22 protein-coding genes and 1 tRNA gene are annotated in these 24,315 nt (G+C 57.4%); 10 read left to right on the top strand and 13 right to left on the bottom strand.

The features are described 5' to 3' along the window. The first annotated feature begins 1,545 nt into the window (after nucleotides 1-1,545). The 4 genes from QQJ96_RS23555 (at nucleotide 1,546) to QQJ96_RS03645 (ending at nucleotide 5,253) form a co-directional block, all read left to right on the top strand. Nucleotides 1,546-1,839, top strand: a complete 294-nt coding sequence (locus QQJ96_RS23555) for a BrnT family toxin (RefSeq protein WP_404649481.1) — start codon at nucleotides 1,546-1,548, stop codon at nucleotides 1,837-1,839. Then, nucleotides 1,814-2,086 (top strand): BrnA antitoxin family protein, encoded by a 273-nt coding sequence (locus QQJ96_RS03655; RefSeq protein WP_284330582.1) that lies wholly within the window; start codon nucleotides 1,814-1,816, stop codon nucleotides 2,084-2,086. Before QQJ96_RS23555 ends, QQJ96_RS03655 begins: the two co-directional genes overlap by 26 nt. A gap of 149 nt (nucleotides 2,087-2,235) precedes the next feature. Beyond that, a complete protein-coding gene (locus QQJ96_RS03650) occupies nucleotides 2,236-2,790 on the top strand; it encodes a hypothetical protein (RefSeq protein ID WP_284330581.1) in 555 nt (184 codons plus the stop codon). Between the two features lie 201 nt (nucleotides 2,791-2,991). Next, on the top strand, nucleotides 2,992-5,253 hold the full coding sequence (locus tag QQJ96_RS03645) for an nSTAND3 domain-containing NTPase (RefSeq protein WP_284330580.1): 2,262 nt from the start codon (nucleotides 2,992-2,994) through the stop codon (nucleotides 5,251-5,253). Nucleotides 5,254-5,353: 100 nt separating this feature from the next. Here QQJ96_RS03645 and QQJ96_RS03640 read toward each other — a convergent pair whose 3' ends face one another. The 9 genes from QQJ96_RS03640 to QQJ96_RS03600 all read right to left on the bottom strand — a co-directional run bounded on the left by QQJ96_RS03640 (nucleotide 5,354) and on the right by QQJ96_RS03600 (nucleotide 11,759). Next, nucleotides 5,354-6,232, bottom strand: coding sequence for a hypothetical protein (locus QQJ96_RS03640; protein ID WP_284330579.1), 879 nt, complete (start codon nucleotides 6,230-6,232; stop codon nucleotides 5,354-5,356). 405 nt (nucleotides 6,233-6,637) lie between these two features. Beyond that, nucleotides 6,638-6,727, bottom strand: a tRNA-Ser gene (locus tag QQJ96_RS03635). Between the two features lie 53 nt (nucleotides 6,728-6,780). Continuing rightward, on the bottom strand, nucleotides 6,781-7,098 hold the full coding sequence (locus QQJ96_RS03630) for an LrgA (RefSeq protein WP_284330765.1): 318 nt from the start codon (nucleotides 7,096-7,098) through the stop codon (nucleotides 6,781-6,783). Nucleotides 7,099-7,154: 56 nt separating this feature from the next. Then, entirely contained in the window at nucleotides 7,155-8,435 is a 1,281-nt protein-coding gene (gene serS / locus QQJ96_RS03625; protein WP_284330578.1) for a serine--tRNA ligase, read from the bottom strand. Between the two features lie 83 nt (nucleotides 8,436-8,518). Continuing rightward, on the bottom strand, nucleotides 8,519-8,836 hold the full coding sequence (locus QQJ96_RS03620) for a type II toxin-antitoxin system RelE/ParE family toxin (RefSeq protein WP_284330577.1): 318 nt from the start codon (nucleotides 8,834-8,836) through the stop codon (nucleotides 8,519-8,521). Continuing rightward, on the bottom strand, nucleotides 8,833-9,117 hold the full coding sequence (locus QQJ96_RS03615; RefSeq protein WP_284330576.1) for a type II toxin-antitoxin system ParD family antitoxin: 285 nt from the start codon (nucleotides 9,115-9,117) through the stop codon (nucleotides 8,833-8,835). Before QQJ96_RS03615 ends, QQJ96_RS03620 begins: the two co-directional genes overlap by 4 nt. Before the next feature lie 74 nt (nucleotides 9,118-9,191). Next, nucleotides 9,192-9,767 carry a hypothetical protein gene (locus QQJ96_RS03610; protein WP_284330575.1) on the bottom strand — a complete coding sequence of 192 codons (576 nt, stop codon included), beginning with the start codon at nucleotides 9,765-9,767 and terminating at the stop codon, nucleotides 9,192-9,194. Between the two features lie 807 nt (nucleotides 9,768-10,574). Continuing rightward, nucleotides 10,575-11,363, bottom strand: a complete 789-nt coding sequence (locus QQJ96_RS03605) for a DKNYY domain-containing protein (protein ID WP_284330574.1) — start codon at nucleotides 11,361-11,363, stop codon at nucleotides 10,575-10,577. 138 nt (nucleotides 11,364-11,501) lie between these two features. Next, nucleotides 11,502-11,759, bottom strand: coding sequence for a hypothetical protein (locus QQJ96_RS03600; RefSeq protein WP_284330573.1), 258 nt, complete (start codon nucleotides 11,757-11,759; stop codon nucleotides 11,502-11,504). A gap of 513 nt (nucleotides 11,760-12,272) precedes the next feature. Between QQJ96_RS03600 and QQJ96_RS03595 the strand changes: the two genes are divergently transcribed. After that, entirely contained in the window at nucleotides 12,273-12,410 is a 138-nt protein-coding gene (locus tag QQJ96_RS03595) for an SDR family NAD(P)-dependent oxidoreductase (protein WP_284330572.1), read from the top strand. Nucleotides 12,411-12,646: 236 nt separating this feature from the next. Here the strand turns inward: QQJ96_RS03595 and QQJ96_RS03590 are convergent, their stop codons facing one another. Continuing rightward, nucleotides 12,647-13,987 (bottom strand): replication-associated recombination protein A, encoded by a 1,341-nt coding sequence (locus tag QQJ96_RS03590; RefSeq protein ID WP_284330571.1) that lies wholly within the window; start codon nucleotides 13,985-13,987, stop codon nucleotides 12,647-12,649. A 316-nt stretch (nucleotides 13,988-14,303) separates the two neighbouring features. On the opposite strand from QQJ96_RS03590, the gene QQJ96_RS03585 reads away from it, so the two are divergent. Then, complete coding sequence (locus QQJ96_RS03585; RefSeq protein WP_284330570.1) at nucleotides 14,304-16,568, top strand: TonB-dependent receptor; 2,265 nt, start codon at nucleotides 14,304-14,306, stop codon at nucleotides 16,566-16,568. After that, on the top strand, nucleotides 16,568-17,254 hold the full coding sequence (locus QQJ96_RS03580) for an acid phosphatase (RefSeq protein ID WP_284330569.1): 687 nt from the start codon (nucleotides 16,568-16,570) through the stop codon (nucleotides 17,252-17,254). The genes QQJ96_RS03585 and QQJ96_RS03580 overlap by 1 nt, the downstream gene beginning before the upstream one ends. A gap of 99 nt (nucleotides 17,255-17,353) precedes the next feature. Here the strand turns inward: QQJ96_RS03580 and QQJ96_RS03575 are convergent, their stop codons facing one another. The 3 genes from QQJ96_RS03575 to QQJ96_RS03565 form a co-directional block, all read right to left on the bottom strand. Next, nucleotides 17,354-18,022, bottom strand: a complete 669-nt coding sequence (locus QQJ96_RS03575) for a YoaK family protein (RefSeq protein WP_284330568.1) — start codon at nucleotides 18,020-18,022, stop codon at nucleotides 17,354-17,356. Then, the gene (lolA, locus tag QQJ96_RS03570) at nucleotides 18,019-18,675 is read right to left on the bottom strand and encodes an outer membrane lipoprotein periplasmic chaperone LolA (RefSeq protein ID WP_284330567.1); all 657 of its coding nucleotides are present in this window, start codon (nucleotides 18,673-18,675) and stop codon (nucleotides 18,019-18,021) included. Before lolA ends, QQJ96_RS03575 begins: the two co-directional genes overlap by 4 nt. A 145-nt stretch (nucleotides 18,676-18,820) precedes the next feature. Continuing rightward, on the bottom strand, nucleotides 18,821-21,151 hold the full coding sequence (locus QQJ96_RS03565) for a DNA translocase FtsK (protein ID WP_404649482.1): 2,331 nt from the start codon (nucleotides 21,149-21,151) through the stop codon (nucleotides 18,821-18,823). Between the two features lie 246 nt (nucleotides 21,152-21,397). Between QQJ96_RS03565 and trxB the strand changes: the two genes are divergently transcribed. The 3 genes from trxB to aat are packed head-to-tail and all read left to right on the top strand — an operon-like array spanning nucleotide 21,398 to nucleotide 24,280. Next, complete coding sequence (trxB, locus tag QQJ96_RS03560; protein WP_284330566.1) at nucleotides 21,398-22,357, top strand: thioredoxin-disulfide reductase; 960 nt, start codon at nucleotides 21,398-21,400, stop codon at nucleotides 22,355-22,357. 49 nt (nucleotides 22,358-22,406) lie between these two features. Then, entirely contained in the window at nucleotides 22,407-23,543 is a 1,137-nt protein-coding gene (locus QQJ96_RS03555) for a GNAT family N-acetyltransferase (RefSeq protein ID WP_284330565.1), read from the top strand. After that, nucleotides 23,540-24,280: a leucyl/phenylalanyl-tRNA--protein transferase gene (gene aat, locus QQJ96_RS03550; protein WP_284330564.1), complete on the top strand. Its 741-nt coding sequence runs from the start codon at nucleotides 23,540-23,542 to the stop codon at nucleotides 24,278-24,280. Before QQJ96_RS03555 ends, aat begins: the two co-directional genes overlap by 4 nt. The last annotated feature ends 35 nt before the right edge of the window (nucleotides 24,281-24,315 follow it).

Genomic DNA, 24,315 nt, shown 5'->3' with positions numbered 1-24,315 from the left:
GGGTCGTGCCCAAATCGCCAGGTTGCCCATGCATTGACAGGATAGGTGTCCTCACTCAAACCAGTAGCCTGAAGCTCATGGGTTCGAGCATGATTCCCGTCCACCAACCTACCGAGGTTCTCCATCAATCGACGCGACTGTGCATTCCCTTCGTTCTGCCCCATGGCCCCCTCCGTCCGTCCACGCATGGTAAAGGGATTGGAAGCCTAAGACGAGGGCGCGCCGGTTAATTCGGTCGCTTCTGCCACTTCGCAGGCTCGCCTCTGCCGCCTACAACACTGCAAAGCGGCCGGTACCTTGATCCGAACTTTCGCTCATGCAGCGCTAGGTCGGCCGAATGGATGAAGTTGTGCATTGCTCGCCTAGGAGGCATCGGCTTGGATTAGGCCGTGTGCGGTTTGGTTACCAGATCGGGATCAAGGATATTCAATTCGCAATGGTCTCATCGTCCTGAAGCAGTTCGGCAGGATCGAATATGGTTAGTTTATCGACCATAGTGAGTCACTCTAACTTTTAGCAGTCATGGTTTTGCACTTCATGCCATAACGCACACATCAAGACGGTAAACACCTACATCGCACAATAACGCCATCTGTTACGTTGGGGGCGTCACAGGCGCCAGTCTGATTACGGGCTACGCCGGGGACCATTGCAGCAATGCAGTGAAAAAAGCGCGGATCGCACGAGGTAGGACTCGTACGACCCGCTAACCATCACCAACGAGGACGTTGATCATGGCTACTACAAAGCATACGGCACACGCACATACATCTGAACCCTTCTGGCTCGTCGACGAGCACCATCTCCACCTATACCCTGAGCCGACCAAAGAGCATATATCTCTGATGAGAATCGCAGGTGCTTCACTGGCGATGGGAGTCATTCGGAATCTCTTGAGGCACAGCAACGCCCATCGCCGAACGAGACTAGCTGACAGGGTAACCGACCCCACCCTATGGCCATTCAGCCCAACGCAAGTGAACGGTCTACGTGCAGCGTTGTACTTCCTTCGCCGGTATGGCGATGACCTGCTTCAGGCTGAGCGCGACAAATAAGTTGATCGCGCATCAATGATGCTTCTTTACGGCACACCTACCAGGAGGCTGGTGTGCCGTACCTCGTTCGCACATCCAAATTCGATGACAGTTTCATCGCCGTCATCAAGCTTGACGGGAACGACCCCTTCCGCTGCAGACCTGGGCAGGCTCCTTCGACTGAGCACGCAATACGTTTGCATAACGTGTCAAATAATGATGCATTGCGCAAAAGCATTGCAGGTCGCCCCATGCGCTCCCTGCCAGTTGGCGTCCGTCCTGGACACATATGAATACCTTAACGTGCGCAACTCGGTCGCTCTAAGACGGGGTACCAGCCAATCCACGACCAGCGGGCGAATGGCGGGCCAGCCGTTCCCATCCGACCAGGCAACCGGGCGATCGCAACATATCAAGTGCGCCTGAAACGCTCCCAGGGGCGAAACTGAACGTCTAACCTTGACGGGGCGATGTAACTACAATATTGTAACTACAAACGAAGGTAAGGGACATGCCAATCACATGGGACCCCAATAAAGACCAAAAAAACCGACGTGCTCATAAGCTTTCATTTGATCTTGCTCAACATGTTTTCGAAGACCCGTTATGCAGAACAAGTGATTCCTATGAGGAAAATGGTGAACTGAGATACGACACCATAGGCAGTCTGTTTGGACAGACGGTTGTCATTGTTTCCCACACCATCGAATGGATAGATTCGGTCGAGCATATAAGGATCATCTCCGCACGTAAGGCCGATAGCAGCGAAAGGAGGAACTATGAAAGCGATCCAACTTACCCATGAACAGCTTGCCATGCTCAAAGAGCTAGGTGAGCTTCCTGATGAAAAAATTGACTACTCAGACATTCCGCAACGTTCAGCGGATTGGTTCAAAGAAACTGGAAAAATGTATAGGCCCGTAAAGGTCCAAAAAACCCTGCGGCTAGATGCCGATGTTTTGGAATGGTTTGAACAAGGCGGCGCCGGTTATCAAACGAGAATTAACGCAGTCTTACGCGCGTATGTCCAAGCAAAGAAACATGCCGCCTGACGGCGCCTCATTTATAGAAGGGTGAAAAAGCCTTGAAATAGGAAATTTGTTGGACAAAGTCCGATCCGCCCCTTATCAAAGCGCCCCATATCGGCGGCGCGCGACGACTCCGGCCCATGACCACCGTGAGTAATTTTCCAGGTTGACAGATGAATATTCGCTTGTCCACCGAAGCTCCCGACAACATGAATACCGATCGCAAACTCGGCTTCCGGACCCTTGAGCCTAATAACTGGCTCGATATCGACCCGCTCATGCGCACGACAGTGCTGTCTACCACGCATACTGATCATCACAAAGCATGGTTTGATGCCGTGAATGAGTTTCGACTCGACGAAAAGGTTCCACCGGAAGTGGTCCGATTGTTCGAGGCGACGCGAGGCATGCTGCTTTACGGACTTTTCTTCTACCCCATCCTTGCGTTAAGCGCAGACCAGTTCATTCGTGTAGCCGAAACTGCAGCACGTGCCAAATGCCTCTCGCTTGGCGCGGAACTCAAGCAGGTCAAAAACTTTTCCAATGCTGTTGAATGGCTGATCAAGCGCAATGGCATCGTCACCGAGGATCATCGATCATGGCGGGTCGTCGTTGCATTAAGGAACGACGTCTCCCACCTCATTGATCAACGAGCCTATTCTGTCGGCATGCTATTTCAACAGTTCGATTGGCTCACGACAGTGATCAATCGACTTTTCGACAAATAGGGAGCCGAAGATGGTAAAAGCGAGCTCCTAAAACGAAAAAAAATCTAAGCACTTCTCATTTAACTCTTCAATGTGCGGACGGGCGTGGACAGCATCAAATTTATATGGACATAGAAAATCTTGAAGGTGTCTAATCACGTTATTTTCTAGTAGCTTTCTAAAGCGTCAATACTTATCGATTTAAATACACGGGGAATAGTTGTGAACGACTACGACTTCAAGGTTCTGAACGATAAGGAATTTGAAATTTTGTGTGCTGACCTTATTGGTCGTGAAAGATGCGTGAAATTTGAAAGATTTAAGCCAGGAAAAGACCAAGGTATAGATGGACGATATTTTTCGCATTCCGGCGAAAGAATCCATCTTCAATGTAAGCATCCCGTAAACACATCTTTCCCTAAATTTCTAAATCACCTAAAAAAAGAAGCTAGTAAGGCAATAAAACTCAATTCAGCGCAATATTTATTTGCCGTAAGTTACCCACTTTCAGCACATCAAAAAACCCAAATAGCCGACGCCTTCTCGGGAATTATTAAGGATGAAAATAATATCTATGGAAAAGAAGACTTAAATGACATCTTGAGCAAACATCCAGAAATTGAACGTAGGTTCTACAAGTTGTGGATATCCACAGGCAATACATTAACAACCTTACTTAATAACGATATAAATAATAGGGGAGATTTTTCACTAGAAGAAATTGTAAATGATATAAATTTGTACGTTGAAACCAAAAATCATGCTAAAGCATTAGAGAGATTGGAACAAAAAAAGGTGGCCATCATTACTGGACTACCTGGCATTGGTAAAACGACATTAGCAAACCATCTGTGTCTTTATTATGTAAAACAGGGCTATAAATATGAAAAGATAAATACCATTACTGAAGCCTACAAGGCTTATTTACCAGAACATAAACAAATATTTTATTTCGATGACTTCCTTGGAAGCAATTATCTTCAAGCCATCAACGATCAAGATGGTTCACAAATTACGCAATTTATTCGAAAGATATCCAAAGAAGAAAACAAACGTTTTGTCCTAACGTCAAGGACAAGCATCTTAAATAAAGGAAAAGAGCTAATTGAACAATTCCATATATCCAATGTCCAAAATAATGAATTTGAGGTAACAATTTCATCCCTCACGAACATAGATAAGGCCTTTATTCTCTATAATCAACTATTTTATGGTTGCCTAGATCAATCTTATATTGAAGAAATTTATTTAGACAAGCGCTACAGAAATATAGTAACCCATAAAAATTTCAACCCTCGCCTCGTTCGCTTCATAACAGACCCCGCAAGGCTCAAAGACATTCCTTCCACTGACTACTGGAATTACATCGAGTATTCGCTAAAGAATCCGGCGGCCATATGGGAAATGCCCTTTAGGAATCAAACAGATGATTATGGCAAAGCCCTTATCAAATTGGTTGTGTTTAATGGACAATCAATCGACGAATGTCATTTACATAATGCATATTCGCGATATTTACGCAGGCCTCATTTTCCTGCTTTAGCCGGCACAGTTGATTTCACGTCATGCCTCCGAGTAACAGTTGGGGCCTTACTCAATAGGACCATTCAAACCAATCCAGATCGAGTTATCATATCGCCCTTTAATCCATCAATAAGTGACTACATTTTAAAAAATTTCTGTAAAGATAAAAACTTACTTATAGACATGATATTGAGTCTAAGAAGCTTCTCATGCCTACGCGCTGTGGATAGCCTTCACAGAGAAAAACTTATTAAGTCAATCGATCTTAGAGAAATTTGCGCACTTCTATTTATAGAACTTTCCGAAACTTCGCACGTCAGCGTAGATGTTTATTTCACTGCGAAACTTTGTTCTATATATGAAAAGCTAATTAACATTAGCGAAGAAACATGTGCGGGATACATTGATTCCATCAATTACATTCTTACCGAGGAAAAAAACGAAATAAATGAAGATTTCTTTCTAACCATTGAACGGAGCCTAAAGAGAAATCTTCTAACCTCTGAAAAAGTCATGGACTTCTTGCTAGATCGTACTTCATCAGTCTCTACGGATACTGAAATTGAGCTATTTTCCTCAATTCTTTCCATAATAAAAAGTGAAACACCAGATAAGCAAATTCTTACTCAAAGATTTGAAGGACGCATCGTAGATCTTATTGGAGATGACTTCGGCTCATTCGTTGTAACAAGCGATGCCTTTGCATATACAGGACCTGGCGATTACGACGGGGCAAAAGACAAGCTGGCAGGCCTTATAGAGTCGACCTTAAAAAACATGGGCATTACGCTGAGTGACCCTAACGCAATCAACAATATATTGGAAAACTATCCATATAAAACTGCACTTGATAGCTATCATGAAGACCGCTCAGAAACCGAAAGACCGTTTAGGCATCGGCAATCAAATCCACCTAGCTCAGGGTATGAGGATATAGACGATGTGTTCGACAGGAGCTGAACTTTGAATCACCACATACCAAACTCTGATTTGCGGGGTGCTGAACCGGAAAAATGATCCAACACAACTCTCTAAACTGCCTCCGGGCCTCTTATCGGCATCAATAGCCGTCCGCCTCCAAGGGAAGCGCATCGGCCACGCACTGCTGAAACGTGTCTGCTTCAGCCCATTCACGCAGGTCCGGGCGGCAGATCCTGAAGAGCGCCCAAAGCGCCGTATTAGGCATTGACCGAAGCAGTTCGAGTAAGGGCTTTTCCAACTCCAAATAGTCCGCGCCTGCGGCGCGCCACTCCCCCTCAATCTGGTGACTTGTCTCCGCCCAGTGGTCCACTTTCGCTTGACGCTCCAACAAACAGTCGATAGCTTCGTCGAACTCGACAGGTTCAAGATTGATAGGAAGCGCTTCTACGATATATGCAGTAGAAATCACGCCCCGGATGGCCTCGATTCTGATCTCAAAAAACTCAAGATTGGTACGCAATCGCTGAGGCGAACTCAAGACATCCCATTCGCTACGAAATTCGAAGGATAACTTGAGCGATGGCACCAAGTTGTGCCAAGCGAACAACCTTTTGTACCGTGTAACTTCTGTCTCATAGGCCCACCTCCCCCAAGCTTCAAGTTGCTGCTTCGCGCGATCGGCGGCCCTTCGCCATTCGCCCTCCGCTTGCTTCATGGAGGCAACGCAATGCTCATGCCTGCTGGAAAGGGTCACTATCGTCTGAAACGGTCCTCTCAGCGACGCAATGACAGCCTCAAGCGTTTGCTTGTCGATGCTTTTTACGCCCTTGCTTAGAAAATGCAGATCGTTACGCAGCCTTCGATCTTTGGTCTTCGCAGCCTCCTCCCGCACATCTTCGAAGAAGGCATCGACTCCTCTTTCCACCAGATGATGAGAGAACCGCGGAATCCACATAGAGACACCACCATTTAAGCTATTGAATTGCGTATAGATATCTAGCTCGCTCGCCTGATTCATATCGATTCTCTCTAACCATAAGGCTAGTCATAGAAACCGCCATTTTGCCTCCGCAGTCAATAGGTACGTAGATTCCTGTCTCCGATTGTCGTCGAGATGGGTATGTCCGGTACCCAAATGGGAAACCTGCGGAGTACGTGAAGATGAAGGTCTCCACGCCCATGAAGAGTGGGTATATGACACCAATGCTGTGCCGACGACTGCAGATCTCGTGGGCATCGGCATTCAATGCAGGAAGCGCCACCAAATTGATCTCATTTCACCGCCTTCGCCCCCCTATTGAGCAGGGTCAGCCTTCAGCAGTCCAAAATTTGTTCCAGACAAATTTGTCGAACCGTATGGATTCTCATCAGAACCCTCTCCGCCACCCATAAAAAAACGCCCACGCGGGCGTCTTCTTATAAGTGGCGGAGAGAGTGGGATTCGAACCCACGGTAGGCTTACACCTACGGCAGTTTTCAAGACTGCTGCCTTAAACCACTCGGCCATCTCTCCGTATTTTGTGTGCGGGCATCCGGCTTGGCCGGCCCGCAAGGTCGATCATCCTATCAGGAATCCCCAGCTTGCGGGCCCGGCCGCCCTTTCTTCGACAGTGCCACCAACGCCCAAACCGTGATTCCCACCGGCACCAGTGCCCCCAGCAGCGGAAATAGCGTAACCGGATAGCGCAGCACCATCGGCAGCAACTGGGTAGCGGCTGCGAAGGCAATGATCCACAAGCGCCAGCTACGGCGCTTGCGGGCGATCCAGAAGCTGGCGAGTACCAGCACCAGGGCGATGATGCTTAGACCTAAGTCGACAGTGGGGATCTGCCACACGCTGGCGAAGCTCAGGCGGGTGCCGATCACCGAGGCGAGCACGAGCATGAGGAAGTAGCTGGAGTAGAACTCCACCTTATCCCACGAGCGGCTCACCGGGGCGGTCACGCAATCTTCTCCGCGCCGTGCAGGTAGGGGCGCAGGGCTTCGGGCACGGTGATCGAGCCGTCGGCGTTCTGGTAGTTCTCCATCACGGCGATCAGGGTGCGGCCGATGGCGAGGCCCGAACCGTTGAGGGTGTGCACCAGTTCCGGCTTGTTGGTTTCCGGGTTGCGCACGCGGGCCTGCATGCGGCGCGCCTGGAAATCGGTGCAGTTGGAGCAGCTGGAGATTTCGCGGTAGGTGTTCTGGCTGGGCAGCCACACTTCCAGGTCGTAGGTCTTTGTAGCGGTGAAACCCATATCGCCCCCACACAACAGCACTTTGCGATAGGGAAGCCCGAGCTTTTGCAGCACGGTTTCGGCGTGGCCGACCATTTCCTCCAACTGGGCGTGAGAATCCTCAGCACGCGCGATCTGCACCATTTCCACCTTTTCGAACTGGTGCTGGCGGATCATGCCGCGCACGTCGCGGCCATAGCTGCCGGCTTCGGCACGGAAGCATGGCGTGTGCGCGGTGAGGCGCAGCGGCAGCGTGCCGGCATCCTGGATGGTGTCGCGCACCAGGTTGGTCAGCGAGACTTCGGCGGTGGGAATCAGGTAGCGCTTGGTCTCACCCACCTGGGTGGCGAACAGGTCTTCCTCGAACTTGGGCAGCTGGCCAGTGCCCTGCATGCTGTCGGCGTTCACCAGCAACGGCACGTTGCATTCCAGGTAGCCGTGTTCGCGCGTGTGCAGGTCGAGCATGAACTGCGCGAGCGCGCGATGCAGCTGCGCAAGCTGGCCCCGCATCACGGTGAAGCGCGCGCCGGAGAGCTTGGCGCCGGTTTCGCCGTCCAGCCAGCCATGGCGCTCGCCCAGGTCGACGTGGTCTTTCACTGGGAAGTCGAACTGGCGCGGGGTGCCCCAGCGGGCGATTTCCTGGTTGTGGTTTTCGTCGTTGCCCAGCGGCACGGATTCATCCGGCACGTTGGGAATGCCCAGCACGATGTCGTTGAGCTTGGCCTGCACCTCGGCCAGGGCGTGTTCGTTGGCCTTGAGCTTGTCGCCGATGCCGGCGACCTCGGCCATCAAGGGGGCTACGTCCTCGCCCTTGGCCTTAGCCTGGCCAATGGCCTTGGAGCGGGTGTTGCGCAGGTTCTGCAGTTCCTGCGTTTCGGTGGAGAGCTGCTTGCGCTGGCTTTCCAGGGCCTCCACGGCCGCCACATCGAGCGTAAAGCCACGGGTTTCCTTGAGGCGCGCGGCGGTTTCGGCCAGGCGCGAACGCAGTAGTGCGGGGTCCAGCATGTTCGGATCCGTTGGGGGCAAGAACGCTGGATTATCGCCGTGGGGCCACGGTTGTCGCAACGCGGCGGCCTGCCCGGCACTATTCAGCCTCTGGCCCGCAGATCACTCTCATAGTCTTGACCACCGTGATAGATGCCAAGGATCGCCACGCGGCGCGCCGCGTGGTCGATCGTGAAGGCCACGATAGTTTTGCTTTGGTGGTTCGTAATGCGCAATTCGGGCCGAATATCGTCGCGGCGCATGCCACGCTCGGGGTATAGGTTCAGACCCTCGCAACAGTTCTGGACGCCGTCGATATACGAGCGCGCGACGTTCAAACCAGCTTCATAGGCCAGGTACGCATACAAAGCTTCGAGTTGGTCGATGGCTTCAGGCGCGTACTCCACCGCGTAAAGAATCACGCGGCGTTCCCTTTCTTGAGCAAGCGTTGTGGCAACGTGGCTAGGCGGGCGCGCACATCAGCTGCACTAACCAGGCGAGAAGGGTCGGCCTTGACGGCGTCATAAGCGGCGGCTACCTCCGTGCGCAGCCAGGCTTCAACAGCCTGATCGCGAGCCTGTAGCGCACGCAGCCCGTCGCGCAACACCTCACTTTCCGAGCCGTATTCGCCGGATGCGACCTTACGCTCAACATAATCAGCCATCTCGGGCGGGAGCGTGATACTTCGTTTCTTGGCAGTCATAGACGCCTCCCTCAGCCTGGGGTGGTAGGATTTTATCCTACCACCTATCGATGCTTCAGAGGCCTTCGGGTTGATCAGGCCGGCTTACGCTCCGCCCGTCCTATCCACCAGGCCATTACCGCCCCGGCCAGCAGCCAGCCAACCAGCTGTTCCACCAGCGCCGCCCAGACCAGGAGGTCGGGAAAACGGTACCAATTCCAGTACGGCACCAGGACGGTCAGCCAGGCAAACACGGCGGCAGCCACAGCCAGCCCCAAGCGCTTGGTGAAGCCGAACGCGGCCAGCCCCATCACCCAGGCAAGGACCAGCGAGGACAGGGTGTCCGACGCCCACTGGCGCGGCAGCTGGCGATGCATATCGGTCATGTCCTCGCCTTGCGGCAGATAGACGATCCACGCGTACGGCGAAGCCTGCGCTTTCTGCGCATATTCCGTGCGGGCCGCCTGGTCGCTCCATTGCTTAGGATCGAAGCTGGGCAGGATGTAGACGCCCGGGGTAGCGCCCAGGCCCTCGTGCAGGCTGCTCAGCACTACGTCTTCGTGCATGGGCTGATAGATGCCGTGATTGCCCAGGCCGAGCACCATGTGTGCGATGCCGCCCCAGATGAACATGACGATGCCGCCAAAGATGGCGGCGATGACGATGCGCATGGCGTTGCCCTCCCCGTTGAGGATGGTGAGGGGAATCTAGGCTGTGTTGGGGCCGAGTGCAAATGGCTGGGCTCGAACCTATGGGGTGGTTTTGGCCCCTGCCCCATTCCCGAGCGAATCGCCGGCGGTTTGGTCATGACACCCATGCGTGTACTGGTTGTACAAACATGGGGATATAGGTTGTGGATTCAGCCGGTCGACGCAACACATTGCGGTGTCAAGTGCGTGAGATCCAACAACTGGAGCCTAGGTCACCCTGAGCTTGGGCAAACAAAGTTGGGGGCGCCTAGTACGTTTACTCCCTCTATACCGGCTGGGACTATCCACTGTGCCCTATTGGCAGTGTCAAAGAAGACCTCAAGCCTCGGGTCATTGAGATTCACGTCGTCGCTCCGCTTCGAGATATAAAACACCCAACTCGATCCGAGCCACCTGGCGTTTGGCCCCTTCGGTCCATAGCTAACCTCAGCGTAGTCGGGTGCTCCAAGCGATGCGCCAACTTCACCCTTGGTCATGCAGCGGCGAAGTTCTTTGGCTCCAGCCGTGATTCGTGCCGCACGCTCCATCGAGGCCACGTAGGGATAGCGTTTTATGCTGCTCAAGAACGCACGCGCGTCAGGATAAGCGTCACGCGGAATATTCATCGCGGCCTGCGGATGTCCACTGCAACCGACGATTAAAATCGCAGCCACGCCGAAAAGGATTTCACGCCGCATCAATGCACCCCATAACTTACTCGCGATCCGGCTTGAGAATGTCCACTTTGGTCGAAAGAGGAGCGCCCAAGCTCACTTAAACATGAAACTCTTAACGGCCGTTGGCTAAGGTGCTGCAATCCACCTCGATTCCTCTCCGATAGCATCGATCCCTATCCCGTGCTTCCGAGGAGCCGGCATTAATGGGATGAAACGTAGCAGGATCGGCTTTCGGCACTAAACGAGATTCATAGTAGACGTGAACTGCGTCTTCTTCGTACATGTTACCGATGATCTTGAAGGTGGACGGATCAGCAGCCGGCAGTGGCTTCTCGAACAAATAAACATGCGCCGCGTCCATTCCGTATTCGAAATCGATGACTTTGAAAGTACTCCGATCCGCACCGGCTAGTTTTTTTCCCATGATGTACACGCACTGACTATCTACGTGCCACGGGCCTTTCAAAACCTTGTAGGTTTTCGGGTCACACGCCGGAGTTCGCCGCATCCCGTCGTAGATGGCGTCTTTGTCCCGCGCGACTTCGGACACCAACTCAAATGTCGGTAGGTCTACCCCAGGAATAGGTTGTCCGTCGTAGAACACATGCGCATTATCCTTGCCGTAAGCGCCCGACAAGGCCTTAAATGATTGCGCATTCGCTTCGAAGATGCGGTTTCCACTCCAATAAACTGAATAACGATCCACAGCGTAGCCGCCAGTGAGAACCCGGAACGTCTTTGCATCAACACCCTCTATGGGAGTCGTGTATCCCTTGCCGTCATCGCTCAAACCGTGGTGGTAGGCCGGGATGCCGTCAACCGTCGCGTAGTGACTACAGGCCGCAAGAAGGCTTGCGACAACCATGCCAAGCGTCCTCGACAACTTAATGAAACGCGTCATATCCCTTCCCTATTTGAAAACACCAAGCGTCCGCCATCGAAAGCGGACACTCGACTACTCGTTGTGGCGAGAACAATCCAGGTGACTATCCAGGATTCAGACAAACTAGTTACTCGATGTCACCACGGCCGCTTTGGGTTAAGGCTTCCGCCGATCATGAAACATGCTATTGACGTCCAAACGGAAGGAGTCGCGTTGAGAAAGTTCTACTGATTGGTCCTGAAAGTGAATCGTTGCGCCATAGCTACCACCAGGAAAAATATCGCCAACTCTCGGTATTTGTACATAAAAGCGTCCAACCCAAAGTTCTGAGCTGTTTGAGAGGGTGCCGGAATCCGGGTGAAACTCAAAGGTGACATCTGCTATCTCGGCATGAAATTGATCGGGTGGCGTCACGACCTCGATTCCTGTGACTACATAGGAGCCCTTTACGGGCGCCGGCGGGGTACAGTGACAGGGTTCAGGAATCGGCGGGGGCGGAGTAGTGCTGGCCTTCGCAAGGCTACGACTACACCCCGACAACACAAGCACGAAGGCCACCAACGCTGCTTGCTGACCAACTCGAAAGATACGTGCAGTAACGGCGCTCACCCTATGTCGTCCTCTAAAAATTTCGGGCGTCGCCCCTTGATGTCCGTTATGGGTTGCGGGCCACGGGCTTGCACGCGGTCTATCGCCCCCAGCCCCGCATTCTGACCAGCGCTGCATCGTAATCACTCCCCTGCCTTGGCCTTCAACTCCCTCACATTACCAAACTCGTCGCACTCGGCGGCACACCTCCATTGGCAAGGCTTTGATGTCATACCAAAGTTGCCGCCATCGGCCTTTCCGACGCCAACTATCGTGCATTCCCGGTTCCGTTCTTGCGGCAGCGCCAAGACAATCGGCACCTCCTAAGGCGGAGACGTTATGCTTACCCAGGTGGAAAAAGTCTTGATCGTAGGCGGCAGCTCAGGCATGGGCTTGGCGCTGGCGGAAATGTTGCTGGCGGAAGGGGCCGAAGTGATCATCGTGGGCCGCTCGGAAGCAAGGCTGGCCAGCTCGTAGGCTGGGATGCCAATCCCAGCATCGCGATACGGCTTGCATGGCAATGCTGGGATTGGCATCCCAGCCTACGCATCGGGGCGGGGTTGCTTCTTGCGCGCCTATTTGCGCGCGGGTGAAGTTGAGCGTGGTGACGACGGCGATGAGGGTTTCGTAGGCTGGGATGACAATCCCAGCATCGCGATATGGCATGCATGGCAATGCTGGGATTGGCATCCCAGCCTACGCATCGGGCAAGGCTATTTTTTGCGTGCCCGCCTGCGTGCTTCGCGCAGCGCGAGCAGTTTCTCACGCAATTTCACTTCGAGCCCACGCTCCACCGGTTCGTAGAATTCGGTACCCGCCAGTGCATCGGGCAGGCATTGCTGATCGAGCGCAATGCCGCCTTCCGCGTCGTGGTCGTATTGATAGCCCTTGCCGTAGCCTAAGCCTTTCATCAGGCGCGTGGGTGCGTTGCGCAGGTGCATGGGTACTTCCAGCGTGCCAGTGCTGCCGACTACTTCGCGTGCTTTGTTGTAGGCCATGTATGCCGCATTGCTCTTGGGCGCGATGGCAAGCCAGATTGCCAGTTGCGCGAGGCCGAGTTCGCCTTCAGGGCTGCCTAGGCGCTCATAGGTATCCCAGGCATCCAGCGCCATGCGCCAGGCGCGTGGTTCGGCCAGGCCCACGTCTTCCACCGCCATGCGCGTCATACGGCGCGCCAGATAAAGCGGATCGCAGCCACCGTCAAGCATGCGGGTGAGCCAATACACGGCAGCATCGGGATCGGAAGAGCGCACGGACTTGTGCAGCGCGGAGATCTGGTCGTAGAACTGTTCGCCGCCTTTGTCGAAGCGGCGTGTGCGATCGGCCAGCACCTGCTCCAGCGTGGCCTCATCGATCACATGGCCATCGGCCAGCTCGGCGGCGATTTCCAGCAAGGTGAGTGCGCGGCGTACGTCGCCGTCGGCAGCCTGGGCGATCAGGCGCAGGGCGGATTCGGCTACCTGGAGTTGCTGTGCACCCAGGCCTCGCTCCGAATCGGCGAGCGCCCGCTGCAGCGCCGCGGTGATGTCGTCGACGGATACGGCATCCAGCACGTGCACACGGCAGCGCGACAACAAGGCCGAGTTCAGTTCGAACGAGGGATTTTCGGTGGTGGCGCCGACGAAGATGATCACGCCGCGCTCGATGTGCGGCAGGAAAGCATCCTGCTGTGCCTTGTTGAAGCGGTGCACTTCGTCCACGAACAACACGGTGCGCCGGCCTTGCGCGAAGTTGACTTCGGCCTCGGCCAAGGCCTTGCGCACGTCCGGCAGGCCGGAAAGCACGGCGGAGATGGCGCGGAAATCCGCATCGGCATAGCGCGCCACCAGCAGCGCCAGCGTGGTCTTGCCACAGCCCGGCGGCCCCCACAGCACCATCGAGTGCACGCGGCCGGCTTCGAGTGCGCGGCGTAAGGCCTTGCCCGCAGCCAGCAGACGCTGTTGGCCGACGATCTCGTCCAGGGTGCGCGGGCGCATGCGCTCGGCCAGGGGCTTCAGTTCTTCCGCGTCGCTGCCGAACAGTTGCGGGGTATGGGGTGCTTCGCGTCGTTCCATCTGCCGATGATAGGGCATCCGGTGTGCGGGACTGCGTCGGGCATGCCGCTTGCTTGTAGTACCGCGCGCCGATTATTATCGATAATGATTTATTTCATTAATGATGCATGGCTTAGATTTGGCTTAATTGGACTAAGCCGAACTAACGCCTAATTACGCCTCTTTATTACATCTCCAATGCAAAGCTTAGATCAGGCTTAGCGCATTTTCTTACTTATTATCGAATTCGTCATTTTAATGTAAATGTTACGGAAATGTCATAAAGCCTCATTACGGTGTCGACCTTTCTACAACCCGCCGATACCGGAAAAAAACAATGACGTCCTCGACACTTGCGCCGTACCGCCGCACGCCGGTCTATCTCGCCCTCTGCATGGGCCTGACCCTTGCCGCGCCGATCCATGCCCAGGACGTGGCCAATCACGGAAATAATGCGGTAAGCGGCCCCAGTGCCTCGGACAATTCGGACAGCAATGACGGCAACAATGCCGCCAATACGCCCAAAGTCCTCAATGGCGTGCAGGTAACGGCGGCTTCCACAGCGGTTAGCTCAGTGGCCCTTACCCAAGGCTCAACCATCGCCACACAGCCGCAGTCGATCATCGGCAGCACCTACATCCAGGAAAACGTTCCGCCCACCGGCGACTACACCGACGTCGCCGCCATCGCGCCGAGCGTGTACACCGTGACCCCGAACGGCTCCGGCCTGATGGAAGCGGCGGTGGTTTCCATTCGCGGCTTCCAGGACGGCCAGTACAACGTGACCTTCGATGGCATTCCGTGGATGGACTCCAACGACTTCACGCACCATTCCACCTCGTACTTCACCAACCAGGAAACCGGCAGCGTGGTGGTCGATCGCGGCCCGGGCACGGCCAGCACGCTCGGCAACGCCACGTTCGGCGGCACCATTACGGTGGATTCGATCAGCCCGGAAGACAAATTCAACGTCCACCCGTACATCAGCTTCGGCAGCTGGGATACCGCCGTGGAAGGCGCCCGCATCGATACGGGTAGCTTCACCAGCAGCGGCACCAATGCGGTGATCAACCTGCAGAACAATGAGTCGGACGGCTATCTCACCTATGCCGGCCAGCGCCGCCAGAGCGTGTTTGCCAAGGTTGTGCAGCCCTTGGGCGAAAACACCACGCTGACCTTCGCCGCAATGTGGAACAAGTTGAACCAGTACGTGCCGTTCGGCGCCACCAAAGCGCAGATTGCGCAATACGGCATCAATTACGCGCTGAACAACGACCCGACCAGCCAGGCGTACTACCGCTACAACGAGGACAAGATCAACACCAACATGGCCTACATCGGCCTGCATTCGGCGTTCGCCGGCTGGACGATCGACAACAAGGTCTACACTTACGGCTACAACCACTTCGGCTTCAACGGCGAAGATCCGAACGGCGAAACGCCCAACGGCACCTTCTACAGCCTCACCGACGTGCCCGGCCAGCACATGCGCAACACCAACCGTTCGTGGGGCGACATCTTCCGCCTGGCCAAGGAAATCGGTCCGGGCGAAGTGCGCACCGGCGTGTGGTACGACCACCAGGACGACATCCGCTGGCTGTATGAATTCGACGACACGCTCAATCTGCTGAACCCGGTGGTCAACCCCGGTGCGGCTACGCTGCAGCTGGCTTCGGCCGATCGCCGGATGACCGACACGCTGGTCACGATCCAGCCGTTCGTCGAATACCAGTGGAACATCACCGACAACGCCTACCTGGTGGGTGGCGTGAAGTACAACAACTTCAAGCGCAACATCGATGCTCCGGTGAACCAGAAGACGGGCACGCCGCTGACGTATTCCAAGGACTGGAACGCCACCCTGCCGTCGCTCGCGTTCCACTACGCGTTCACCTCGAACTGGACGGCCTATGCGCAGTGGGCCAAGGGTTATCTCGCCCCCAACCTCAATCTGTTCTACGTGCCCAATCCGGTGGCTTCCGATAGCGCCGTCGCACCGGAGAAGACCACCAACATCCAGCTCGGTACGACCTGGAGCAGCGACCGCCTGACGCTGTCGGGCGACATCTACAAGATCAACTTCAACAACTTCGTGCAGAAGCACAACGTTGCCGGCATTTCCGAGTTCTACAACGGCGGCGGCGTGCATTACAAAGGCATCGAGCTTGAAGGTGCCTACGTGCTGGGCGGCGGCTTCAGCGTCTATGCCAACGGCTCGCTCAACCGCGCCATCCAGACCACCGACAATCAGTGGAACGCCAATACGCCGCACAAGACCGCCGCGCTGGGCTTCACCTACAGCAAGGGCCCGATCTACGCGTCGCTGGTCGACAAGTTCATCGGCAGGACCTATTACACGGCCAACGCCGAGAATGACACGCGGATCGGCGGCTATGCGGTGACCAACTTCGCCGCCAGCTATACCTTCGACCCGCGCATCACCAGCGTGAAGGACTTCAAGATCGGTTTCCAGATCAACAATCTGTTCAACAACACCACCATCAACTCGCTGGCCGGCACCACCGGCGCGGATAGCACGCCGCTGTACTTCACCATCCCGGCGCGCAACTTCAACTTCACCGTTTCAGCCGATCTGTTCTGATGAAACGCCACGCCCTGTTGATGTTGATGCTACTGATCGGCCAGCCCGCGCTGGCCGACGGCAACGGCGCCTCTCCCGCCGTCGTCGGACTGCCGAACCTGCTGCCGCCTCCGCCGGCAGCAGGTTCGGCTGCGGCCCAGCGTGACCTGCAGGCGGTGCTGGCCGTACAGCACTCGCGTAGTGCCGAAGACATGGCGGCGGCCAAGGCGGACGCGGAGCATTCCGTGTTCCGTTTTGCCGATGCCATGGGCTTGACCGCGCAAGCTTCGACCTTGCCCAAGACGGCGGCGTTTTTTGAGCGCGTCGCCAAGTTCGACAAGCTGGAGGTGAAGCAGGCCAAGATGTATTGGCAGCGACCGCGGCCTTCGGTGGTTTCCACCCAGGTGCATGCGCTGTCCAAGGAGAAGCCCGGTGATTGGAGCTATCCCAGCGGGCATGCCACGTTCGGCTACACCACGGCGGTGCTATTGGCCAATATGTTGCCGGAGAAACGCGCGGCGATTTTTGCGCGCGCGGACCTGTATGCCCAGCACCGGGTGGTGATGGGTGTGCATTTTCCTAGCGATATCGAAGCGGGCAAGCTTGCTGGAACGGTGATTGCGGCAGAGCTGCTGCAAGATGCGCAGTGGCAGGCCGATTACAACGCTGCGCGTAGTGAGTTGAGGAAGGCGTTGGGGTTGCCATAAACCACCTCGCCGTCATTCCCGCGAAAGCGGGAATCCATTTTCAGGATGCATCAGAGCAAGATGGATTCCCGCTTTCGCGGGAATGACGGCGATGGAGGGCTACACTCGCCGCAAAAAGAAATGCCGGTAGATCGCATACGCCAAGCCTACCGTACCGGTAAGCACCGCAGGCACCAGTAGCACGCGCTCCTGCAAATACGCAAAACCAAACGCGCCCAGCGTCGCGCCCAGGATGAAATGGCCGGCCACCAACAGGCACACATGGATACGCAGCACATCCACGTTCAAGCCGCGCAGGCGTTGCCCAAGGTACATGCCGAGGTCGGTGAAAATGCCTGATAGATGCGTCGTGCGCAGCGTGGCACCGCTGTAGGTACTCACCATCGCGTTCTGCAGACCGCAGGCAGTGGCAGCCAGGTAAAGGCCCAGATCCCTGGCATCGTGGATCAACGGCGCGGCGGCGAACAGCAACAACGATTCAATTGTCAGCACTACGCCATAGCGGCGGCCAAGCTGCAACGTGCGTTGCTCGACGATAAAGCCGCTGAGCATCGCACCAAACAAAAATGAAACGATGGTAAGGCCCCAGTGGGTGACCTCAGCCAGGTCGCCTTGCGCCAGCGCAATGCCGAACTGAGTGCTGGTGCCGGTGAGATGCGTCACCGGCTGATGGCGAAAGCACAAGTAGCCGACCGCGTTGATGCAGCCGGCGACCAGCGCAAGCAGGCCGCCGCCAATCCATGCCCAGCGTGGCAGCTGGCGGATCAATTCTTCAGTGGCTGGGTGGAGATTTCGGGCAGGTCACCGATCACGTCCGCGCCCTTGGGCGGCGTGAAGTTGAAATCCTGCGGCGGGATTTCGGGATTGCGCTTCCAGTTGGAGAAGCGGATGTCGGTGGTGGCGCCGAGCTGGTCCTTGAACTGCATGCGCGCCAGGCCGTTGGCGTCGAAGCCCAGGTCCGCGTAGCTGAACTGCGAGTCCTTGGCATTGGCGGTGAGTCGCAGCCACACCAGGCCATCGTGCTCGCCCTGCTCGGCCACATGGAATTCCTTGTCGAGCTGGGAGAGATCGGTCAGCACGGTGAGCGGGCTGTGCGCCTCTTCAGTGTCCTGCCGGCGCACGGTGACCTGCTCCAGGTCCGGGTCGTACAGCCACACTCGACTGCCGTCGGCGACGATGGTCTGCTTGTACGGCGCCAGCGTATCCCAGCGGAATTGGCGTGGCGCTTCCAGCACCAGGGTACCGGTGCTGGTCTTGCTGGTTTTGCCGTTGGGGTCGGTGAGGGTTTGCGAGAAGTTGCCGGAAACGGCGTGCAGGCCTTGCGCGAAAGCGTCCAGGCGCGCACGGGCCGGGCCGGTGGCGGCTTGCGCCAGGCCGCTTACGAGCAAGACAAGGATGGCTGCGAAGCGAAGGCGTTTCATGGATTCCCGTTCCTGGTGTATCGGATGGTGCGAGTGTGCGGTTGAAAGGCTTAATGCAGGTGAGATGAAGAGAGCATACGGCAAGCTCGAACAACCCCACCCCAACCCTCCCCTGCCAAGCAGGGGAGGGAGCGAAAACCAGGCGTTAATGCTTCGGCGGCGGTGGCGCCAGCACTTCTCGGTTGCCGTTGTGCAGCGGCGCACTGACCACGCCATCCTGTTCCATCTGCTCGATCAGGCGCGCGGCGCGGTTGTAGCCGATGCGCAGGTGGCGTTGCACACCGGAGATCGAGGCACGGCGTGTCTCGGTGACGATGCGCACGGCCTTGTCGTAAAGCTGGGCTTCGGCATCGCCGCCCTCCTCGCCTTCCTGCGGCAGGCCCGATTCGTTGATGAACTTGCCATCGGAGGTGGCCTGCACTTCTTCCAGCACGCCCTCGATGTATTGCGGCGCGCCCTGCGCGCGCAGCCAGTTCACCACGTTGTGGACTTCGTGGTCGTCGACGAAGGCGCCGTGCACGCGGTCGGGTGTGGCGGTGCCGGGCGGCAAATAGAGCATGTCGCCGTGGCCGAGCAGGGTCTCAGCGCCCGATTGATCAAGAATCGTGCGCGAGTCGATCTTGCTCGACACCTGGAACGCAATACGAGTGGGGATGTTGGCCTTGATCAGGCCGGTGATCACGTCCACCGACGGGCGCTGGGTGGCGAGAATCAGGTGCACGCCGGCGGCGCGCGCCTTCTGCGCGAGGCGGGCGATCAGCTCCTCCACCTTCTTGCCGACGATCATCATCATGTCGGCGAATTCGTCGATGATCACGACGATGTAAGGCAGCGGCTCCAGCGGCTCGGCCACCTGGTTGGGCATATCCGGATTCGGGCGGAACAGCGGATCCAGCAGCGGCTGGCCGGCGTTCTCGGCGTCCTTCACCTTCTTGTTGAAACCGGCGAGGTTGCGCACGCCCACCGCGGCCATCAGTTTGTAGCGCCGTTCCATCTCGGCCACGCACCAGCGCAGCGCGTTGGCGGCTTCCTTCATGTCCGTCACGACCGGTGCGAGCAGGTGCGGGATGCCCTCGTAGACCGAGAGTTCCAGCATCTTCGGGTCGATCATGATCATGCGCACGTCTTTGGCGCTGGCCTTGTACAGCAGGCTCAGCACCATCGCATTGACCGCCACGGACTTGCCCGAGCCGGTGGTACCGGCCACCAGCAGGTGCGGCATCTTGGCCAGGTCCGCCACCATGGCGCGGCCGCCGATGTCCTTGCCCAGCGCCAGCGTGAGCGGCGATTTCTGCTGGTCGTATTTGTCCGAACGCAGGATCTCCGACAGGTACACGATCTGCTTCTTGGCGTTGGGAATTTCCAGGCCGATCACGTTCTTGCCCGGGATCACGTCGACCACGCGCACGCTGACCACCGACAGGCCGCGCGCGATGTCCTTGTCCAGGCTGGACACCTGGCTGCCGCGTACGCCCGCTGCCGGCTCCAGCTCGAAGCGGGTGATCACCGGGCCCGGGTAGACGCCCACCACCTTGGCTTCGATCTTGAAGTCCTTGAGCTTCAGCTCGACCTGGCGCGAGAGCACTTCCAGGGTTTCTTCCGAATAGCCCGGCCCTTGCTCGGGCGCTTCGTCCAGCAGCGACAGCGGCGGCAATTCGCCGGGCTGTGCAGCGCCAACGAACAGCGGGATCTGCGTTTCCACGCGCGCCCGTTCGCTCTTCACTACCGGCGCCGCCGGCGCCTCGATGCGCACCGGCTCACGCTTGGCCTGCTTGATTGCCTCGGTCTTCTTCACCGCTTCGCGCTCGACCCGCGCCTGGTGGGCGGCGATCACTTCCGGCGCCTTGCGCAGCTTGCCGCCGAACCAGCCAGCGAGCCTGAGCACGCCCTGGCCGGTGAGGTCCATCAGCTTGAACCAGGAAAGCCCGGTGGCGAAGGTGACCGCGACCAGGAAAATCGCCAGCAGGAACAACGGCGCGCCCTTGTCGCCAAAGGCGCTGAGCAGGCCATGGCCCACCCCGCGGCCGATCACGCCGCCCGCCCCTTCCGGCCCCATCGTGCTATCAGGGAATTCGACCCAGCACAGCGCCGGCGCGGTAATGAAGAAGAACACCGAACCGATCAAGCGCAGCGACGGCTCCCATGGCTGCACGTTGCGCACACCGTGGTTGCGCAGCACTTGCACGCCAAGGAACAGCAGCAGCAAGGGGAAACAGTAGGCCACGCTGCCGAACAGGTAGCGCAGCAGGTCGGCGATGTAGGCGCCTACGGTGCCGCCCAGGTTGTGGACGTGGCCGCCGGTGTCCGCGTGCGACCAGCCTGGATCAGAGGCGTCGTAGCTGAACAGGCATACCAGCAGGTAGAGCGCCAGCGGCAATAGCAATAAAGCGCCAGCCTCGCGCAGGCGGCGTTTCACTTCCTCGCTGAGGCCGGTCTTTTCCTTGGTTTTTCTAACGTTTGCGCTGCGCGCCGCCACCGGGGTGTGTTTCCTTGGGAAATGTCGAACAAATAGGCGTGTTGCAGTGTAACCAACCAGAGGTGGCAGCCGAACAGCGTGGTGCCTACCGCCCTTGGACAGGTTCAGAAACGGGTGTGGCAAGTCAACCTTGAATAGCCTGGGCGACTTCCCCATCCTTGCGGACTCTTCGGAGCGCCCCTGGAGGCCTTCCGCAAGCGAGAACCGCCCTGATAAATCGCCAGCAACTCCTTAAGGATTATAGCAATGACCACCCCTAAGCATAGCCGCCTGCTGATCCTCGGCTCAGGTCCCGCCGGTTACACCGCCGCGGTGTACGCCGCGCGCGCCAACCTCAAGCCGACCATGGTCACCGGCCTGCAGCAGGGCGGCCAGCTGATGACCACCACCGAAGTGGACAACTGGCCGGGCGATGTCAAGGGTGTGCAAGGTCCGGAACTGATGCAGCGCATGGCCGAGCACGCCGAGCGCTTCGAGACGCGGATGGAGTTCGACCATATCCATAGCGTGGATCTCAAGCAGCGTCCGTTCCGCCTGAAGGGCGATTCGGGCGAATACAGCTGCGACGCGATGATCATCGCCACCGGCGCCACCGCCAAGTACCTGGGCATTCCCAGCGAGGAGCACTACAAGGGCAAGGGCGTGTCGGCCTGCGCGACCTGCGACGGCTTCTTCTTCCGTGACCAGGATGTAGTGGTGGTCGGCGGCGGCAATACCGCCGTGGAAGAAGCGCTGTACCTGGCCAACATCGGCCGCAAGGTTTACCTGGTGCATCGCCGCGACAAGCTGCGTGCCGAGAAGATCATGCAGGACAAGCTGTTCGAGAAGGCGGCCGCCGGCAAGATCGAGCTGGTGTGGAACCACGTGATCGACGAAGTACTGGGCGACAACACCGGCGTTACCGGAGTGCGCGTGAAGGATGTCGACAGCGGCGCCACGCGCGACATCCCCGCCACCGGTTTCTTCGTGGCGATCGGCCACACGCCCAATACCGGCATCTTCGAAGGCCAGCTCGACATGCACGACGGCTACATCAAGATCCGCAGCGGCCTGGAAGGCATGGCGACGATGACCTCGGTGCCCGGCGTCTTCGCGGCCGGCGACGTGGCCGACCATGTCTACCGCCAGGCGGTGACCTCGGCCGGTTTCGGCTGCATGGCGGCGCTGGATGCGGAGCGGTGGCTGGATCAGCATGTGAAGGCATGACGTTTATTCCCACCCCTGCGTGCAGGGATGGGAGCAGTTCCCCGCGAACATGATCGAAGCCCGCTTCCACGAAAGCATCGATGACATCGCCGCTTCGGCGTGGGACGCCCTGTGCCCGGACGACAATCCCTTTCTCTCGCACGCCTTTCTCGCCGGGCTCGAACGCTCCGGCTGCATCCGTCCCGACTGGGGCTGGCAGGCGCATCACCTGGGTCTTTATCGCGGCGGCCACCTGGTCGCCGCCGCGCCGCTGTATCTCAAGGGCAATTCGCACGGCGAATTCGTATTCGACTGGAGCTGGGCCTCAGCCTGGGAGCAGGCGGGCGGCCAGTACTATCCCAAGCTGCTCAACGCCGTGCCCTACTCGCCCGTAACCGGACCACGCCTGCTGGTCGGAACGGATTCGGCGCAAGCTGATGCTTTGCGCAAGCTGCTCGTGGATGCCATGCAGCAACAAGCGCAACGGCTGCAGCTTTCATCCGTGCACGCGAATTTTCTAACCGACGCCGATCTCCCCGCTTTCGATGGACCGTGGATGGAACGCAGCGACGTGCAGTTCCATTGGCACAACCAGGGCTATACGGATTTCGATGCGTTCCTGGCCGCGCTCAATCACAAGAAAAGGAAGAACATCCGCCATGAGCGCAGGCGTGTGGCTGCGCACGGCCTGGACATCGGCATGGTGGGCGGGGCGGAACTGAGTGCGCGCGAATGGCGGCGGGTGCATGCGCTGTATACCGACACCTTCGATGCCAAGGGCAACCACGCGGCGCTCACCGAGACGTTCTTTCAATACCTGCGCAAGGAACTGGGCAATACGGTGCAGTTGGCGCTAGCCCGGCAAGAGGGCGAGATCGTTGCAATGGCGCTGATGCTGCGCAGCGCCAGCACCTTGTACGGCCGCTATTGGGGGGCCAGCCTGGACTTGCCGGATCTGCATTTCGAGCTGTGCTATTACCAGGGCATCGAGTACGCGATTGCGCAAGGTTTGCAGCGTTTCGAGCCTGGGGCGCAAGGCGAGCACAAGCTGGCGCGCGGCTTCCTGCCTGCGCGCACGCATTCGCGTCATTATCTGTTGCACGAGGGTTTTCGCGCTGCCGTGGGTCGAGCACTTGCACAAGAAGGTGAAGGCATGGACGCTTACGCCGAAGAACTGCTCGAACACAGCCCCTACGCCCAACCATGATTCGCCTGCCCAGGCTCGACGACCGCCATCCGGGGCATTTTCCCGACCCGCGCGATGCGCTCATTGAGCCCAACGGCCTGCTTGCTTTCGGTGGCGATCTCTCGCCACTGCGCCTGATAACAGCCTACGCGCACGGCATCTTTCCCTGGTTCAACGAGGGCGAACCGATCTTGTGGTGGTCGCCCGACCCGCGCTGCGTGTTTCATACCGAGCAGCTGCGGCCCAATCGCAGCCTGCGCAGAGCCTTGAAGGACAGCACCTGGCAATTGAGCGTGGACCGCGCCTTTGGCCAGGTCATGCGGGCTTGCGCGGCGCCAAGGCCAGACCAGTTCGGCACCTGGATCAGCCCCGCGATGATCGGCGCCTACACCGCGCTGCACGATCTCGGTCACGCGCACAGCGTGGAAGTGTGGGAGCAGGATCGCCTTATCGGTGGGATCTACGGTGTTTCCATCGGACGCCTGTTCTGCGGGGAATCGATGTTCAGTGCACAAAGCGGCGGCTCGAAGCTGGCGTTGTGCGCGCTTGCCGCGCTGTTGCGCGAGTGGGAATTTCCGCTGATCGATGCACAGGTCAGCAATCCGCATCTGATGGGTCTGGGCGCGGTGGAGATGGGGCGTGAGGCGTTTCTGCTTGAAGTCGAGACCTTGGTTACCGCGCCGTTTGATGCACGCCAATGGAAAAACTTGCCGATGATTCCCACCCAACGCATCCTGGAAGGCGGCAGCTTCTCGTAGGCTGGGATGACAATCCCAGCTTTGCATGCGGCACC

It is taken from the genome of Dyella flagellata, assembly GCF_030160275.1.
GTDB classification, from domain to species: domain Bacteria; phylum Pseudomonadota; class Gammaproteobacteria; order Xanthomonadales; family Rhodanobacteraceae; genus Dyella_B; species Dyella_B flagellata.
The sequence above is the reverse complement of the archived record's forward strand: the minus strand, read 5'-3'. Positions and strand labels throughout refer to the sequence as shown.